Annotated in this window: 14 protein-coding genes; 9 read left to right on the forward strand and 5 right to left on the reverse strand. The window is 59.6% G+C overall.

The genetic code is table 11. The annotated features are described in order from the left end of the window. Positions 1-16: 16 nt before the first annotated feature. The 5 genes from trxB to ACODR9_RS02790 all read left to right on the forward strand — a co-directional run bounded on the left by trxB (position 17) and on the right by ACODR9_RS02790 (position 4,440). The gene (trxB, locus tag ACODR9_RS02770; RefSeq protein ID WP_488807482.1) at positions 17-970 is read left to right on the forward strand and encodes a thioredoxin-disulfide reductase; all 954 of its coding nucleotides are present in this window, start codon (positions 17-19) and stop codon (positions 968-970) included. 4 nt (positions 971-974) lie between these two features. Further along, on the forward strand, positions 975-1,613 hold the full coding sequence (locus ACODR9_RS02775) for a Smr/MutS family protein (protein WP_488807483.1): 639 nt from the start codon (positions 975-977) through the stop codon (positions 1,611-1,613). A gap of 82 nt (positions 1,614-1,695) precedes the next feature. Continuing rightward, entirely contained in the window at positions 1,696-2,148 is a 453-nt protein-coding gene (locus tag ACODR9_RS02780) for a peroxiredoxin (protein ID WP_488807525.1), read from the forward strand. A gap of 50 nt (positions 2,149-2,198) precedes the next feature. Next, entirely contained in the window at positions 2,199-3,602 is a 1,404-nt protein-coding gene (locus tag ACODR9_RS02785) for a PhoH family protein (protein ID WP_488807484.1), read from the forward strand. A gap of 4 nt (positions 3,603-3,606) precedes the next feature. After that, positions 3,607-4,440 (forward strand): alpha/beta hydrolase, encoded by an 834-nt coding sequence (locus ACODR9_RS02790; RefSeq protein ID WP_488807485.1) that lies wholly within the window; start codon positions 3,607-3,609, stop codon positions 4,438-4,440. Between the two features lie 263 nt (positions 4,441-4,703). On the opposite strand, the gene ACODR9_RS02795 is transcribed toward ACODR9_RS02790, so the two are convergent. The 4 genes from ACODR9_RS02795 to ACODR9_RS02810 are packed head-to-tail and all read right to left on the reverse strand — an operon-like array spanning position 4,704 to position 9,430. Then, the gene (locus ACODR9_RS02795; protein WP_488807486.1) at positions 4,704-5,255 is read right to left on the reverse strand and encodes a cob(I)yrinic acid a,c-diamide adenosyltransferase; all 552 of its coding nucleotides are present in this window, start codon (positions 5,253-5,255) and stop codon (positions 4,704-4,706) included. Continuing rightward, a complete protein-coding gene (locus tag ACODR9_RS02800) occupies positions 5,255-7,453 on the reverse strand; it encodes a hypothetical protein (protein WP_488807487.1) in 2,199 nt (732 codons plus the stop codon). Before ACODR9_RS02800 ends, ACODR9_RS02795 begins: the two co-directional genes overlap by 1 nt. A gap of 2 nt (positions 7,454-7,455) precedes the next feature. Continuing rightward, positions 7,456-7,878, reverse strand: a complete 423-nt coding sequence (locus ACODR9_RS02805; protein ID WP_488807488.1) for a DNA polymerase III subunit chi — start codon at positions 7,876-7,878, stop codon at positions 7,456-7,458. Then, entirely contained in the window at positions 7,865-9,430 is a 1,566-nt protein-coding gene (locus ACODR9_RS02810) for a leucyl aminopeptidase (RefSeq protein WP_488807489.1), read from the reverse strand. Before ACODR9_RS02810 ends, ACODR9_RS02805 begins: the two co-directional genes overlap by 14 nt. A 203-nt stretch (positions 9,431-9,633) precedes the next feature. On the opposite strand from ACODR9_RS02810, the gene lptF reads away from it, so the two are divergent. From lptF to ACODR9_RS02830, 4 genes are all read left to right on the forward strand, one after another. Next, positions 9,634-10,734: an LPS export ABC transporter permease LptF gene (gene lptF / locus ACODR9_RS02815; protein WP_488807490.1), complete on the forward strand. Its 1,101-nt coding sequence runs from the start codon at positions 9,634-9,636 to the stop codon at positions 10,732-10,734. Between the two features lie 5 nt (positions 10,735-10,739). After that, positions 10,740-11,816 carry an LPS export ABC transporter permease LptG gene (gene lptG, locus ACODR9_RS02820; RefSeq protein WP_488807491.1) on the forward strand — a complete coding sequence of 359 codons (1,077 nt, stop codon included), beginning with the start codon at positions 10,740-10,742 and terminating at the stop codon, positions 11,814-11,816. A gap of 1 nt (position 11,817) precedes the next feature. Then, positions 11,818-14,388: a [protein-PII] uridylyltransferase gene (locus ACODR9_RS02825; protein WP_488807492.1), complete on the forward strand. Its 2,571-nt coding sequence runs from the start codon at positions 11,818-11,820 to the stop codon at positions 14,386-14,388. Positions 14,389-14,479: 91 nt separating this feature from the next. Then, positions 14,480-14,944, forward strand: a complete 465-nt coding sequence (locus ACODR9_RS02830) for a MaoC family dehydratase (protein WP_488807493.1) — start codon at positions 14,480-14,482, stop codon at positions 14,942-14,944. 57 nt (positions 14,945-15,001) lie between these two features. Here the strand turns inward: ACODR9_RS02830 and ACODR9_RS02835 are convergent, their stop codons facing one another. Continuing rightward, a complete protein-coding gene (locus ACODR9_RS02835; protein ID WP_488807494.1) occupies positions 15,002-16,609 on the reverse strand; it encodes a methyl-accepting chemotaxis protein in 1,608 nt (535 codons plus the stop codon). Positions 16,610-16,646: the final 37 nt, after the last annotated feature.

Consider the following 16,646-nt stretch of genomic DNA (forward strand, 5'->3'; position numbering starts at 1 on the left):
AAACAGGAACAACACGATGAGCAACACCCGTCACAGCCCCCTCCTGATCCTTGGTTCCGGTCCTGCTGGCTACACCGCCGCCGTTTACGCAGCACGTGCCAACCTCAAACCGGTACTGATTACCGGCCTGGCACAAGGCGGCCAACTGATGACCACCACCGAAGTGGACAACTGGCCTGCTGATGCCAGCGGCGTGATGGGTCCCGAACTGATGCAGCGCTTCCAGCAACATGCCGAGCGCTTCGGCACGGAAATGATCTTCGATCACATCCACACCACACACATGAACGAAAAGCCGATTCGGCTGGTGGGTGATGCTGGTGAATACACCTGCGACGCGCTCATCATTGCCACCGGCGCGTCCGCCAAATACCTGGGCCTGCCGTCCGAGCAAGCATTTGCTGGCAAGGGCGTGTCCGCCTGCGCCACTTGCGATGGTTTCTTCTACCGCAATCAGGACGTGGCCGTAGTTGGCGGCGGCAATACTGCCGTGGAAGAGGCACTGTACCTGGCCAATATCGCCAAACACGTGACCCTGATCCACCGTCGCGACAGCTTCCGTGCTGAAAAAATCATGATCGACAAGCTGATGTCGCGCGTGGCCGAAGGCAAGATCACCCTCAAGCTGAATGCTAGCCTGGATGAAGTACTGGGTGACGATAGCGGTGTAACTGGTGCTCGCCTCAAATTTACCGATGGCAGCGTGGAAGACATCAAGCTGATGGGCGTGTTCATCGCCATCGGCCACCAGCCGAATACCGACATCTTCAAGGGTCAACTGGAGATGGATGCCACCGGCTACCTGATTACCCGTGGCGGTCGCGAAGGCAATGCCACCCTGACCAGCGTAGAAGGCGTATTTGCTGCCGGCGACGTGCAGGACCACATTTACCGTCAGGCCGTGACCAGCGCCGCCTCCGGTTGCCAGGCCGCCCTGGATGCCGAACGTTATCTGGACAGCCTGAAGTAATATCTTGAAGGCCTTCAAGGATACATTGAAGGAAATCCGCCGGCAGGCACGTCGTACTAATGTGCCTGCCGTGCGTCCGACTGCCCCCGTTCCGGCACCAGCACCTGAACCAGACTTCAAGCAGCTGTTCAGTGATGTCATCCCGCTGAAAAGCCCGCCGCGCCACATTCCCCAGCACAAGAAACCCAGCCCTCATCCACGCCGTCGCCATGGCCAGCATGTCTTATCGGCACAAACCGAAATGGAAGTACTGCGGCACATGACCGGCCTGTTCGAGCCCCAGGACAGCCAGAACCAGTACGCCCGTCCCGGCATGCCAAGCCAGACACTCAAACGCTTGCGCAATGGCCATTGGCCGGTTGCCTGCCAGCTGGATTTGCACGGCATGGACCGCTATCAGGCCCAGGATGCATTGGCCCTGTTTTTGCACCGCGCACGACACCGTGGCCCCTGCTTGCGCATCATCCACGGCAAGGGTTTTGGCTCCAATGGCCAGCCGGTGCTGAAAAAGCTGGTACGTACCTGGCTGAGCCATCACCCGGAGGTACTGGCTTTCTGTCAGGCCAGCGAGACGATGGGCGGTGAAGGCGCCTTGCTGGTGCTGATAAGACGTGGTCATCATGAAGAAAGCGGCTCAGAATAAGGATGACAACAGTAAGAAATTTCCGCTAAGCTCAAAGCAAGGCGGTTGCATTCCCACCAACCTCCACTGTCAGGAGTCTTGCATGTCAGGCACACCCTGCCCCGACTTCACCCTGCCCGGCACGGCCGGCACCACCTTCTCTCTTTCTGCCGCGCCCAAGCCACTGGTGATCTACTTCTACCCCAAGGACAACACCCCAGGCTGCACCAACGAAACCATGGATTTCCGCGATCTGCATGCGCAATTTGCTGCGGCTGGGGCCAGTATTGTCGGTATCTCGCGCGACAGCATCAAATCGCATGAAAACTTCAAGGCCAAGCTGGAATTGCCGTTTGAATTGCTATCGGATGCGGAGGAAACTGTTTGTACCCTGCTTGACGTCATCAAAATGAAAAACATGTACGGCAAACAGGTAAGAGGCATTGAGCGCAGCACCTTCGTGATCGATGCCTGCGGTGTGATCGTGCGCGAGTGGCGCAAAGTAAAAGTGCCCGGCCATGCCGCAGAAGTTCTTGCCTTTGTAAACACTCTCTAACGCAGCAGCCCGGTCTGCCGACCGGGCACTGCATCGCCAAGGGGTCCATCATGGTAAGCCGTAAAAAAAGCAAAACCACCAAGCTGTTCGTTCTGGACACCAATGTATTGCTGCACGACCCTACCAGTTTGTACCGCTTTGAAGAGCACGATGTTTTCATCCCCATCATCACCCTGGAGGAGCTGGACGCCCACAAGAGCGGTATGTCGGAAGTGGCGCGCAATGCCCGCCAGACCAGTCGCTTTCTGGACGATATTGTCAGCGGCTGTGAAAACAAGATCGAAGCCGGCATTACGCTGAAGAACGCCAGCCGTGATGCCGCCACCGGCAAGCTCATCCTGCAGACCCAGGCCATCCACAGCGTATTGCCCCCTTCTTTGCCAGTGGGCAAGGCAGATAACCAGATTCTGGGCATCGTGATGGCGTTGAAGGAGCTGCACCCGGAGCGCTCCGTCATTCTGGTGTCCAAGGACATCAATATGCGCATCAAGGCGCGCGCATTGGGCCTGGATGCCGAAGATTACTTCAACGACAAGGTGCTGCAGGACTCAGACCTGCTGTACACCGGCACCCGTGAAATCGACGAAACCTTCTGGGAGCGCAATGGCAAGGACATGAAGTCCTGGCAGGAACAAGGCCGCAGCTTCTATCAGGTAAAAGGGCAGGATGTTCCCAACCTGCTGATCAACCAGATGCTGTGGCAGGAGGGGCCGCAGCCCCTGCAAGCGCGCGTAATCAATGTTGAAGGCAAGAGTGCCGTCATCCAGACCCTGAAGGACTACAGTCATCACAAGAATAATGTGTGGGGCATTACCGCCCGCAATCGCGAGCAGAACTTCGCACTAAACCTGCTGATGGACCCAGAGGTAGACTTCATCACCCTGCTGGGTCAGGCCGGTACCGGCAAAACCCTGCTCACCCTGGCCGCAGGCCTGGCCATGACGCTGGAACAAAAACTGTACTCGGAAATCATCATGACTCGCGTCACCGTACCGGTGGGCGATGACATCGGTTTTCTGCCGGGTACCGAAGAAGAAAAAATGGCCCCGTGGATGGGCGCGCTGGAAGACAACCTGGACGTACTCAACAAGAGCGACGACGATGGCGGCGACTGGGGCCGTGCCGCCACTCGCGATCTGGTACGTTCGCGCATCAAGGTGAAATCACTCAACTTCATGCGTGGCCGCACCTTCCTCAACAAATACCTGATCATCGACGAGGCACAGAACCTGACGCCCAAACAGATGAAGACACTGATCACTCGTGCAGGTCCGGGAACCAAGGTAGTCTGTCTGGGCAATATTTCGCAAATCGACACGCCCTACCTGACTGAAGGCAGTTCCGGCCTCACCTACGTGGTGGACCGCTTCAAGGGTTGGGAACATTCCGGCCATATCACCCTGCAACGCGGGGAACGTTCACGACTGGCAGACCATGCCGGAGAGGTACTCTGATTCAATGCAACCACGCCTCGAACTGATTCATGAGGCAGCAACAGGGACGGCGCGCAACGCGCCGCCCCTTTTGTTTGTCCACGGCGCATTCTGCGCCGCATGGTGCTGGCAGGAAACCTTCCTGCCCTGGTTTGCCCGCCTGGGCTATGACTGCTGGGCACTCAGCCTGGAAGGACATGGCGACAGCGACGGGCGGCAGTATCTGGCCGCCATCAGCATAGACGACTATGTGCGCAACCTTGGCACCGCCATCAAACGCATCAAGCGAACGCCCATCGTGATCGGGCATTCGATGGGCGGCTTTGTGCTGCAGCAATACCTGATCCGCCATCGCCTGCCCGCAGCCGCCTTCCTGGCATCGGTCCCGCCAACCGGGCTGGCCTCTTCCAGCCTGCGTCTGCTCACCCAGGCACCGGGCCTGTTGCTTAATCTGAATCTGTATCAGCAAGGCAGCTACAACCCGGCCCAGGACGAGCTGCGCGACCTGCTGCTCTCCGCCGATGCGCCGGACAGCACCACCGACTTGCTGGTACGGCGTTGCCAGCTGGAGAGCCAGCGCGCGGTGATGGACATGACCCTGGTCAATCCGCTGGGCATTGCTGCCATCCCGCCCTTGCCAGCCCTGGTGCTGGGAGCCGCCGAGGACATGCTGATCTCGCCGGAAGACGTGGTGGCCACTGCCGAACGACTGGATGTGAATGCGGAAATCCTGCCACACATGGGTCACATGATGATGCTGGACACCCGCTGGGAACGCACGGCAGAGCGTTTGCAGCAGTGGCTGGAGGACTTGCCTGCCGAAGTGCTTGCCAGCACAGACAGCCACGTCGCCGCCTGAGCGGGCATAAAAAAAGCCGCTGGAATCCAGCGGCTGCAGGCTGCGGGCAAAGAGATTTGGTGCGATTGCACGGGACCCGGCACAGCCGGGCCTTTCGACTAAGTCATTACTTCCGCAGCCTTCCCGTCTATTCCCTACCCCCCCGCCCTTTCCCTGAAAGGGAGCCTCGCTTTCCTTTCAGAACGCGAGAGGGGTTTAAAAAATATGAAGCCGCTGGAATCCAGCGGCTTCATTTGTTTAGCGATATTTGTCCGTGTTGATGATCAACCGTGTCGCTTGGGCTGCCACAGCACATCTGGCTGGCCCAGCGCCTTGTTGAGGTGACGCGCCAGAATGAACAGGGCATCAGACAAACGGTTCAGGTATTGGCGCGCCGACTGCGAAATCTCCCCTTCTCGCGCCGCCGCCACCACGGCGCGCTCGGCACGCCGGCAGACTGAACGGGCCTGATGCGCCAGGCCCGCCGGCCGTGAACCACCCGGCAGGATAAACTCCTTGAGCATGGGCAAATCGGCATTCATCTGGCTTACCCACTGCTCTAGCGTCGCCACGTGCTCCGGCTTGAGTGCGGTATAACCCGGCACCGCCAGCTCTGAGCCCAGGTCAAACAAGTCGTGTTGCACCGCAAGCAAGCTCCGGGAAACATCCTCCGGCAAGTCCTCCGCCAGCAGGACGCCAAGTACCGAGTTGAGTTCATCCACCTCACCCAGCGCATGCACGCGCATGCAATCCTTGGTCACCCGGCTGCCATCACCCAGACCGGTTGTGCCATCATCCCCGGTACGGGTGACAATGCGGGATAGACGGTGTCCCATCAGTCTTCTCCTCTGGAAGGGCCATGCTGGCCCTGCTGCTCGCGCCCGAGGGCCAGAATGGCCTGCCGCAGGCTTTCCTTGAGGGTTTCGCCAAACAGCATGTCGTAGTCTTCCTTCAGTTGCTGCATCACCCCGGAAAGCATGTTCTTGGCCTGCAGTTCCAGTGCATCCTGCAACCACAGCGAGAGTTCCACCTTCATGCGCGGCAGCAGCTTTTCATACATGGCTTCCACCAGTGCACGCTCGTCCACCACTGCCACGGTTTCGTCCTTGTGACCGGCAGGATTCATCAATGCAGCGGATGCCGATGCCGTGGTAACGGCCGCAACGTTAAGCACCTCCACGGCCTTGCCACTATCGGGCAGCACAGCTTGCGAACCTGTTTGCGGCATGGCGGCAGCAAAGCTGGCTCCGGTCAGGGTCTCCAGCGCGGCTGGCTGGGCTGCTGGCAGATTGTCGGGCGTCGGCAGCTGCGCCGTGGCGGCAACTGATACCGGCTCGATATCGGTCAGTACCGGCAAGTCTGGCGCAGCATCTGGCACGGCAAGCGGCTGCAGCGGCGACGGTAAGGCAGGCTCGGCAAGCGGCGTGCTCCCTGGCGCGCGCTCACTGGCAAACGGCGACTCAGCAAACAATGCCGCCACCGGTGTGGTAACCGGCTGGGCGGTAACCGGTGCCGCTTCGCTGGCGCTGGCAATCACGTCCTCTGCATCATCGGCAGGCGTGGAGTACGCCTCCACATCCAGTACGGGCAGCTCCTGCCGTAGCGCATCCGGATGACCCTCCAGCGGCGGGCTGATTTCCGGCTCATCCGGCAGGCTTAACTCGGTTTCATTGGCACGATCGACATCGCCCAGGCCCGGCCAGCTTTCTTCCATTTCAACCGACAGTGCATCATCCCTTGCCAGCACCGGCAGCTCATCTGCCTGCGACGGCAGCACATTGGCGTATTCATCCGCCGATGCATCCTGCAGCAAAGGCGAGGCCGCCAGAATGTCCGCCTCAGTCTGCTCGGCTGATAGCGCAGCGTCTGGCAGCATGGTTTCGCCCAGTCCCGGCCAGTCCTGCTCCATCAGTCCGGCGGACTGCATGCCGGGCAAGGTGGCCATGGCTTCCAGCAGCTCGGCTTCGCTCAGAGAAGTGAATGACTTGGCCTCCGGCGCCACAGCGGGGGTCAAGGAGGACAGTAATGCATCCTGCTCAGCGACGGTTTGCTCTGCCAGTGTCTGTTCTGCTGCGCGCAAGACGTCATCAAGCGAGCCCGGCGTGGCAGCAACCAGCGCCTGCGCCCGTGCCAGCAACTCGCTGGCCGAAGGTGTTTCTTCCTCCAATCGTCCGATACCGCCGCCCAGCACTCCTGCCGGCAGGCTATCCAGGGAAATGGACAGGCCACCAGGCAAGGCCGGCGGCATATCCACCACCGGAGGCGATGGCTGCGCTTCATCAGAAGCCGCAGCTGCGGCTTCCTTGACGTCTTCAGCCGGGATGGGCTGATGATGCTCGCTGTCGGCCTGCGCTATAGGCTCCTCAAGCACCGCCGGTTCGGCCATGCTGCCCCAGTCAATGTCCAGATCATCGGACAGGTCAGGAATCTGCAGTTCGTCTACCACCGGCACGGCTGCAGGCTCCGCTTCCGGTGCCGCCGACATGGCAAGTGCTTCGGCAGTTGGCGGCGGCAAGGGCTGCACCGCCGGCTCAATGGCTGGTGCTGGTGCTGGTGCTGGTGCTGGTGCTGGTGCTGGTGCTGGTGCTGGTGCTGGTTCATCCAGCATGAATTCAAAGCCATCCACTGCCAACAAGGGGGCTTCCGGCCTTGCCTGTGCCTGCGACTCCGGTGTAGCGGCAACTGCCCGCCCCTGATCGCCATGCAGCACCTGGGCAAGATCCAGCTCGCCGGTGGGTTCAGTCAGATCCAGCGAAGGCAGGCTGGCCAGATCCAGTGCCGCAGCCCCTCCCGTCGACGGCGTAACATCCAGATCTTCCAGTGTCAGTTCCGGTATTTCCAGTTCCGCCACCCCCTCTGCCGGCATGGGCAAACCACCCTTGACGGCCTCCATCTCGCTGGAAAAATCAAAATCCGGGACGTCCAGCACTTCCTCCGCCAATACCGGTATGGCGGATTCATCCACCACTTCGTCCAGTACTGGCAGGTCCAGCTCGTCCCAGGAGGGCAGATCAGGCGTTGGCGACTGGTTCATGGTCACTTGTGGCTCATGTCATGATGTTGAATGGCGTAACCCAGAGCGCGATAAGCCTTGAAGCGGTGGCGGGCGGTATCCAGCGCGGCCTCATCGGTTCCGACAATCTCCAGAATACGGGAAAACTGCGCCGGCGCGGGCGGTAATTCTGGCCCCAGATTCAACAACACCGGGTGCTGCAAGTCTGCCGGCAGTGTGGCGGTAAGCCAGATCGGGGTTTGTGCCGCCTCAGCAGCGCCCAGTCGGCAGTGGGCAATGAACTGGATGTCACTGATGCACCACAGCCGGTTACTGAAGGTATCGAGCGCCCGCTCGTCCTCCAGCCACACCAGCAGGCGCTCCTGTTTGCGAAATACCGTTGCAGCCAGCTTGCAGGCAAACTCCTGCGGCTGGGCCACATTGGTATAAAAATCAATCCGCGTCATCTTCTACAACTTCTGGCGACTCACGGCGCGGGCGGCCACGGCGCACCACATTACCCAGGGCGATGTCGGCACGATCCTGCAGAAACTGCACCAAGAGCGGCACCGGACGGCCGGTAGCGCCCTTGTCCTTGCCGCTCTTCCATGCCGTGCCGGCGATGTCCAGATGCGCCCAGTCGTAAGCCTTGGCAAAGCGCGACAGGAAGCAGGCGGCGGTGATGCTGCCCCCCGGACGGCCACCGATATTGGCCATGTCGGCAAACGGGCTCTTGAGCTGTTCCTGGTATTCATCCCACAGCGGCATGTGCCAGGCACGGTCGGCTACTTCCTCACCGGCGGCCAGCAGTTCACGCGCCAGGCTGTCCTGATTGCTGTACAGACCGGTAGCAATATGGCCCAGCGCAATGACGCAGGCACCGGTCAGGGTGGCGACATCAATCACGGTTTCCGGATTAAAGCGCTCGGCAAAGGTGAGGGCATCGCACAGGATCAACCGGCCTTCGGCATCGGTATTCAGCACTTCGATGGTTTGTCCGGACAGGCTGGTAATGATGTCACCCGGCTTCACTGCATTGCCGGCTGGCATGTTCTCGCAAGCTGGCACGATGGTAATCAGATTGATCGGCAGCTTCATTTCCACGGCAGCGCGGAAAGCCCCCAGCACCGAGGCCGCTCCGCACATATCGTATTTCATCTCATCCATGCCTTCGCCGGGCTTGAGCGAAATGCCACCGGAATCAAACGTGATACCCTTGCCTACCAGCGCCAGCGGGCGGTCGTTCTTGTCCTTGGCACCCTGGTAGTGCAGCACGATCAGTTTGGGTTCCACCACGCTGCCACGCGCTACCGACAGGAAGGAGTTGAGCCCAAGCGCTTCCAACTGGCTTTGGCCGTAGATTTCCACACCGGTGCCGAATTCGGCGGCAATACGCTCTGCTTCTTCGGCCAGATAAGCCGGTGTGCAGACATTGGGCGGCAGATTGCCCAGGTCCTTGGCCAGCTTCATGCCGTTGCCAATGGCCAGGCCGCGCAGCAGGCCTTTTTCGCCATCGGCCAGATCGCTGCGCCGGGGCACGGCCAGGGTGAGCTTGCGCGGTTCGCGGGCGCTGTCATCCTGCTTGCTCTTGAAGCGGTCGAAGCGGTACAGCACGTCCAGCGTTACCACGGTAGCCTGTTCGATCATCCATTCGACATCGTGTTTCTTCACCGTCAGCTCAGTCAGATAGCTGACGGCTTCGGTGGCGGATGTCTGGGTCAGGCTGCGCACCGAGCTGCGCACGGCCTCTCGGTATTCCTTGGCACGGAAGTCGCGTTCCTTGCCAAGACCAACCAGCATCACCCGGTCGCACAGGGCATGCGGCACGGAGTGCAAAATCAGCGTGCTGCCCAGTTTGCCTTCCATATCGCCACGGCGAATGACGTCGCTGATAAAGCCGTTGGAGATGCGGTCAAGCAGATCAGCGGCAAAGGTCAGCTTGCGCGATTCATAGACACCTACTATCACGCAGGCAACGCGCTGTTTTTCCGGGCTGCCGCTTTTTATGTTAAATTCCATCTTGTACTCCCGTGTAATGCGAGTGTCAGTTATTCCACTTCTTTGCAGGCTGCCAGCAGTGCCTGGCGTGCCGGAAAGCCCTGCCTGTAGCAGGCGAAGACAGAAGCTGCGTCCATCCCGAAATTTGCCGGAAACGGCGTTTCAGAGTTATCAAATCAAATTATCACTACGCAAGTCATAAAAAGTCAAAAAGGCACTGATAAATGGTTTTTCGTAAAAGCCTGACCCGAGAATTGACTTTTACCGCCCTGGGCGTTTTTGTCGTCCTGCTGGCCATCATTCTCTCCACCCAGGCCATCAACCTGCTAGGCCGTGCGGCCGAAGGGCAGATTGCCAACGAGGCAGTTACCGCGCTGATCGGTTTCTGGGCGCTGGGCCTGTTTCCCCTGCTGATGATTCTCACCGTATTCGTCACCGTACTGGTGGTGATGACCCGTATCTGGCGTGATCACGAAATGGCGGTATGGTTGTCATCCGGCCTGTCGCTGCGTGACTGGATATGGCCGGTCATGCGCTTTACCATCCCGCTGGCCCTGCTGGTGGGCATTGTGTCGCTGTTCATTGCCCCGTGGGCAGAAGAGCGCAGCCAGGTATATGCCGAAATTCTCAAGCGGCGTGAGGAAATCAGCGCCATCGCTCCTGGTGTGTTCAAGGAAACCGGTTCGGGCAGCAAGGTTTACTTCATCGAAAGCTATGGTGGCCAGCATGGTGCTGCCACGCGCATCTTCATGCAGGACCTCAGCGAAGGCAAGGTTTCCAGCATTTTCGCCCAGCGCGGCTACATTACCGTCAATAATGACAACGAACGCGTGCTGGTACTGGAAGATGGCCGGCGTTATGTGGGTGAGCCAGGCCAGTCCAATTATGAAGTGGGCAGTTTCAAACGCTACAGTGTGCTGATTGGCACCAACCAGAAGCTGGCGGCTGCGCCAAACAATCGCCAGGCGCAAAGCACCAGTACGCTGATAGGCAGTAGCGACCCGGCCTTCCGCTCAGAGCTGGTTTGGCGGCTATCCATGCCGCTGAGCTGCCTGGTGCTGGCGCTGCTTGCCATTCCACTGTCGTACTACAATCCGCGCAGCGGCCATGCCTACAACCTGGTAGTGGCCTTGCTGGGCTTCTTCCTGTATCAAAACAGCCTTACGCTGGTACGCAACTGGATCACGCAGGGCAAGGTAGGCATGGCCAGTATTCTGGCGGTGCATGTCATTGTGCTGATCATTGCCGTTCTGCTGCTGAAATACCGAGACCGCCCGGCCAGTTCGGTGGGCCAGACCCTGAAATACTTCCTGCACAAGCACTGAACCCGATGAAACTGATTTATCGCTACATCATCAGCGCGCTGACCCAGTCTACGCTGTTTACCCTGGCAGCCTTGCTGGGCCTGTATGGTTTCTTCGATATCATTCACGAAGTGCCAGACCTGAACCACGGCAACTACACCATCACCAAGATGCTGAGCTACATTGCCCTGCAGGCACCTGGCCATGCCTATGAGCTGATGCCGCTGGCCGTGCTGATTGGCGGCATGGTGGCCATGACCCAACTGGCCAGCTCCAGTGAATACACCGTCATCCGCACCTGTGGCATCACGCTGGGCCAGATCGCCCGTACCCTGCTGCTGTTTGGCCTGGGTTTTGCCCTGCTGACCACGGCGCTGGGTGAGTTCATCAGCCCCTACTCTCTACAGCAGGCCGAGCGCATGAAGCTGTCGGCAATGCGCTCCATGGTGGCGCAGGAGTTTCGCTCTGGCATCTGGGTGAAGGACAACAACAACTTCATCAATGTGCACGAGATGCTGCCGGACACCACCTTGCTGGGCGTGCGCATCTATACCTATGACGACAACTACCAGCTGATTACCACCCGCTATGCCGAGCGCGGCAACTACCAGCGTGCTGCCCACGTATGGCAATTGCACAATGTGGTGGAAACCCGCCTGTTCCCGGACCACGTGGAAAGCAAGTCAGTAGCGCTGGCGCAGTGGACCTCCATTGTTGAGCCGGACATCCTGAATGTGCTGCTGGTGGTGCCGGAACAGATGTCAGCCATGAACCTGATCAAGTACATCGAACACCTGAGCGCCAACAAGCAGCAAACGCAGCGTTACGATATTGCGCTGTGGAGCAAGCTGTTCTACCCGCTGGCCTGTGTATCCATGGCGCTGGTGGCACTGGCGTTTACCCCGCAGCAGCGCCGTCACGGCCAGTTGGGCGTGCGACTGTTTTCCGGCATTTGCCTGGGGGTGGGTTTCCACTTCATCAACCGCCTGTTCGGCCACCTGGGCTTGCTGTACAGCTGGAACCCGATCATTTCCGCTACGGTACCGACATTGATGTTCCTGTTTGCCGGCATCGCCATCATCCTGAAACAGGAAAGACGCTGACATGGACCAACACGCTAGCGACCCGACGCAAGACCTGCGCAAACAACTGGCCAGCCAGCGCCAGCAGCTGGTTGAACAATATCGGGTCGGGCGTGACCCCCAGCACTATCTGGGCCAGCACAGTCTGCTGGTGGACAGCGTGCTGCAGCAATTGTGGCAACAAGCCGACATGGGTGAGCGTGCCACCCTGATTGCCGTTGGCGGCTATGGCCGTGGGCAATTGTTTCCCAGCTCGGACATTGATGTGCTGGTGCTGCTGCCCAGCCCTACTCCGCCGGAATTGCCGGAACGTGTTGCCGCACTCATCGGCCGCATGTGGGATATCGGCCTGGAAGTGGGCCACAGCGTGCGCACTATCGAAGAATGCCTGCAGGAAGCCGCAGGTGACATCACCATCGAAACCAATCTGCTGGAAAACCGGCTGATTGCCGGTGCTGCCACGCCCTATCAGCAGTTGATCCATAGCCTGGACTGCCAGCGCGATCCGCTCGCCTTCTTCGAAGGCAAGACGCTGGAACAGCAGCAGCGCCACAATCGGCACTTTGGCGTTACCAACAATCTGGAACCCAATATCAAGGAAAGCCCCGGCGGCCTGCGCGATCTGCACACCATTCTGTGGATCAGCAAGGCCATCGGCCTGGGGGAAAACTGGAGCGACCTGGCCCAGCGCGGCATCCTGACCCAGGCCGAAGCACGGCTGATCCACCACAGCGACCGACAGTTGCAGCGGCTGCGCATCGACCTGCACATCCTGGCACGCCGCCGCGAAGACCGGCTGATTTTCGATCTGCAACAAAGCATGGGCCTGGCCTTCGGCCTGCAAGACACACCGGCCAAGCGCGCCAGCGAGCAAGTGATGCAGCTGTATTTCCGCGCCGCCAAAACCGTCAGCCAGCTCAACGGCATTCTGCTACCCAATCTGCGCGCCCGGCTCTACTCGCAAGTGCCGCGCATCACGCAAAACCTGAACGAGCGCTTTTACTCGGTCAACGGCATGCTGGGCATTCGCCGGCCTGATGTCTTCGAAAAAGAACCTTCCGCCATTCTGGAGGCTTTTTTCATGCTGCAACGCAATCCGGAACTGACCGGTTTTGCGCCACGCATGCTGCGCGCCTTGTGGCATGCCCGCAGCCACATCAACGACCGCTTCCGCAAGAACCCGGAAAACCGCCGCCTGTTCATGCAGATGCTGCGCGAACCCGGCCTCACCCGCTGCCTGCGCCGCATGAACCTGTACGGCGTGCTGGGGCGTTATCTGCCGGGCTTTGGCCGCATTGTGGGCCAGATGCAGCACGACCTGTTCCACGTGTATACCGTGGACGAACATATCCTGATGGTGGTACGCAATCTGCGCCGCTTTGCCATCAGCGCCTTCAATCACGAATACCCTTTCCTGTCGAAGCTGATCAACGACTTCGAGCGCCCGGAAGTGCTGTACGTGGCCGGCCTGTTTCATGACATTGCCAAGGGCCGTGGCGGCGACCACTCCACCCTGGGCATGGTGGATGCGCGCGAGTTTTGCGAACAACACGAGCTGTCGGCCGAGGACACCGAACTGGTGGTGTGGCTGGTGGGCCAGCATCTCACCATGTCCAGCATTGCGCAGAAGCAGGATATCTACGACCCGGATGTGATCCAGCGCTTTGCCGAGCTGACGCAAACCCCGCGCCGCCTGGCTGCCTTGTATCTGCTGTCGGTGGCCGACATTCGCGGCACCAGCCCCAAGGTGTGGAATGCCTGGAAAGCCAAGCTGCTGGAAGACCTGTACAACGCCACGCTGCGGGTTTTGCTGCGCGGCGGCGAGGTAGACCTGAACTCCGAACTGGAAGAACGCAAGACCCAGGCGCTCAGCCTGCTACGGCTGTACGCCGTGCCTGCCGGTGTGGAACAAAAGCTGTGGTCCCAGCTGGACATGCTGTACTTCCTGCGCCACGAGGCCAAGGAAATTGCCTGGCATGCGCGCATTCTCAACCGTTTCGTCAATATTGAAACGCCCATGGTGCGTGCGCGCCTGTCGGACGACCATGAGGGCATCCAGGTACTGGTATACACCCCGGACAAGCCGGAGCTGTTTGCCCGTACCTGCGCCTTCTTTGGCCGCACCAACTACAGCATTGCCGACGCCAAGGTGTACACCACGCGCCACGGCTACGCGCTGGATACCTTCCATGTCTTTATTCCCGAGCATCACGACGGGGATTACCGTGACATGATCAATTTCATCGAATTTGAACTGGCCGAATGCCTGCGCCTGGAAACCCCGCCGCCGCCGCCAAGCAATGGCCGCATCAGCCGTCACCTGAAGCACTTCCCGATTGCGCCGCAAGTGCTGATTCGCCCGGACGACAAGGACAACTTCTACGTGTTGTCCATTGTGGCCGGTGACCGGCCCGGCCTGCTGGCCCGAATTGCCAAGGTGCTGGCCGATTACCGCCTGAGCGTGCAATCGGCCAAGATCATGACCCTGGGCAGCCGCGCCGAGGACTCCTTCCTGATCAGCGGCCCCGGACTGAAGGATGACAAGATGGCCCTGGCGCTGGAAAGCGACCTGATTGCCGCCCTGCGCATCTGAGTTGGCACCGGCCAGCATGCCCGGCAGCTGACTTTGACCGTCAGGTAACAAGCACGTATGCTGAGACATTAACTTACGTTAACGTCACATCATGCTCTACTACGAAGACCTGACACCGGGCCGCGTATTCGAAACGGCCAGCCATACCCTGAGCGAAGACGAAATCATTGCCTTTGCCAGCCAGTTTGACCCGCAGCCCTTCCATACCGACCCCGAGGCCGCCAAGACCAGCTTTTTCGACGGCCTGGCGGCATCCGGCTGGCACACCAGCAGCCTCACCATGCGGCTGATCACAGCCAGCGAGCTGAAACACGTAGCCAACGGCTTGATCGGCATGGGCATCAAGGACATGCGCTGGCCACGCCCCACCCGAGCCGGAGACACCCTGCGTGCCAAAATCGAAGTGCTGGGGCAAAAGCCGTCCGCCAGCCAGCCCGGTTTTGGCGTGGTGCAGTTGCGCTGGACAACCTTAAACCAGCATGACGACATTGCCATGCAACTGGAGACTGCCATCTGGGTAGCCCGTCGCCCGGCCACCACAACAGAACCAGCATGAAAAAAGCCTGCCCGGATTAACCGTGGGCAGGCTATTGCGTGGGTAATGTTCAGTGCGTCAGCGCTTTTGCCATTTGCTGAAATCTTCGGTGAGCTGTGCCAGGTCCACCGAGGTTTCAGCCAGACGACCAGCACTCTCGCCAATCGAGTGCGTGGTGTGAAGATCCTGCTCGGACAAGGCATTCAGTTGCTCAAGCGCAGCGGCCATCACATTGATGGAGTCGGATTTGCTGCCCATTTCCCGCGCCAGTTGCTGCGCCTGCTGGCTGGATTGCTCGGCGGCCTCGATCAGGCCCTGCAAATTGCCAGACGACAGCCGAATCTGACCATTGACCTCACCCACCTCTTCCACTGTGGCATCCATGCTGCTGACGGCTGAGTGAGTGATCTTGCCGATCTCCTCAACAATCTCGCCAATCGAATCCGTGGTTTTGGTGGTGCGCTCAGCCAGCTTGCGTACCTCGTCGGCCACCACGGCGAAACCACGCCCCATTTCACCGGCACGCGCGGCTTCAATGGCCGCATTCAGGGCCAGCAGATTGGTCTGGTCGGCAATCTCACGGATCAGGCTGGTCATGCTGCGGATACGGATCATCGCCTCATCCAGCTCCACCATGGCACCGCGCGATTGCGACACCACCCCCACGGCACGTTCGGCGGCTGAGGTAGCCGCATCCATGGTCTGGCGGCCTTCGCGCGCCACGTGCTGGGTATGCCGCGAATCCTGCTGGTTATGCTCGGCCAGCCGCACCACATCCTGCACCGCCAGGCTGAGCGACTCCATATTGTGGCTGATCTGGTTCAGGCCCTGGCGCTGCTGTACTGAGCGCGCAGCCAGCACATGCATATCATCCAGCAAGCCATGCGCCTGCTCCTTGGTATGAAAACTGGCCCGCATCACATCGGCAATGGTGGCGCGGTAATGAATCCGCACGCCTTCCAGCGAAGACAGCACCTTGCCCAGCAAACCGCCTTCATGTGCCATGGTGGCGTGATCCAGCCGGCCTTCCTGCAAATCCTGAAAGCGTCCATCCAGCAGCTGGAGTGCCGATCGTACCCGCCGCCACGCCCAGATGCCGGCCCCCAGGGCCAGCAGACAGCCGGCCATGCCACTGCCCTCACGCCACCATTGCAATGAATCCGGCAAAAAGAACGACACCATGGCCACCAGCAGCCCCAGCAAACACAGAAGGGGTGCCACTTTCAACACATCGGACTGCCGCGCATAACGCTGCAAGGTGGAAGGCAGGCTGGCCTGCTTGTCCATCACTTGCCGGTACAAGGCGGCAGCGGCGTCTACATCCTGCCGCTTGGGTTGGGAGCGCACCGACATATAGCCCACAATGCGCCCATGTTCGGTAATGGGGGTAACGTAAGCCTCCACCCAGTAGAAATCGCCATTTTTGGCCCGGTTCTTGACAATGCCACGCCAGGGTTTGCCGGTTTTTACCGTGTCCCACAAGTCGGCAAAGGCGGATGGCGGCATGTCCGGGTGACGCACAACATTGTGGTTCTTGCCCAGCAGTTCGGCCTCACTAAAGCCGCTGATCTCAATGAAAGCACGATTGGCATAGGTAATGCTGCCTTTCACATCGGTCTTGGTCACGATGGGATTGACAGGGTCGACAATCAACTCGTTGGCGGTAACAGGCAGATTGATCTTCATTTGATGTGAGTTCTTTTGTTGGTTTTAATTATTTAAA

The sequence above is a fragment of the Aquitalea sp. FG25 genome, assembly GCF_057809375.1.

What these genes read in the sequence shown, in the direction of transcription:
- ACODR9_RS02780 (WP_488807525.1), top strand. Translation starts at nt 1,696, where the DNA reads ATGTCAGGCACACCCTGCCCCGACTTCACCCTGCCCGGCACGGCCGGC.
- ACODR9_RS02825 (WP_488807492.1), top strand. Translation starts at nt 11,818, where the DNA reads ATGGACCAACACGCTAGCGACCCGACGCAAGACCTGCGCAAACAACTG.
- lptG (WP_488807491.1), top strand. Translation starts at nt 10,740, where the DNA reads ATGAAACTGATTTATCGCTACATCATCAGCGCGCTGACCCAGTCTACG.
- ACODR9_RS02805 (WP_488807488.1), bottom strand. Translation starts at nt 7,878, where the DNA reads ATGACGCGGATTGATTTTTATACCAATGTGGCCCAGCCGCAGGAGTTT.
- lptF (WP_488807490.1), top strand. Translation starts at nt 9,634, where the DNA reads ATGGTTTTTCGTAAAAGCCTGACCCGAGAATTGACTTTTACCGCCCTG.
- ACODR9_RS02835 (WP_488807494.1), bottom strand. Translation starts at nt 16,609, where the DNA reads ATGAAGATCAATCTGCCTGTTACCGCCAACGAGTTGATTGTCGACCCT.
- ACODR9_RS02790 (WP_488807485.1), top strand. Translation starts at nt 3,607, where the DNA reads ATGCAACCACGCCTCGAACTGATTCATGAGGCAGCAACAGGGACGGCG.
- ACODR9_RS02830 (WP_488807493.1), top strand. Translation starts at nt 14,480, where the DNA reads ATGCTCTACTACGAAGACCTGACACCGGGCCGCGTATTCGAAACGGCC.
- ACODR9_RS02795 (WP_488807486.1), bottom strand. Translation starts at nt 5,255, where the DNA reads ATGGGACACCGTCTATCCCGCATTGTCACCCGTACCGGGGATGATGGC.
- ACODR9_RS02810 (WP_488807489.1), bottom strand. Translation starts at nt 9,430, where the DNA reads ATGGAATTTAACATAAAAAGCGGCAGCCCGGAAAAACAGCGCGTTGCC.
- trxB (WP_488807482.1), top strand. Translation starts at nt 17, where the DNA reads ATGAGCAACACCCGTCACAGCCCCCTCCTGATCCTTGGTTCCGGTCCT.
- ACODR9_RS02800 (WP_488807487.1), bottom strand. Translation starts at nt 7,453, where the DNA reads ATGAACCAGTCGCCAACGCCTGATCTGCCCTCCTGGGACGAGCTGGAC.
- ACODR9_RS02785 (WP_488807484.1), top strand. Translation starts at nt 2,199, where the DNA reads ATGGTAAGCCGTAAAAAAAGCAAAACCACCAAGCTGTTCGTTCTGGAC.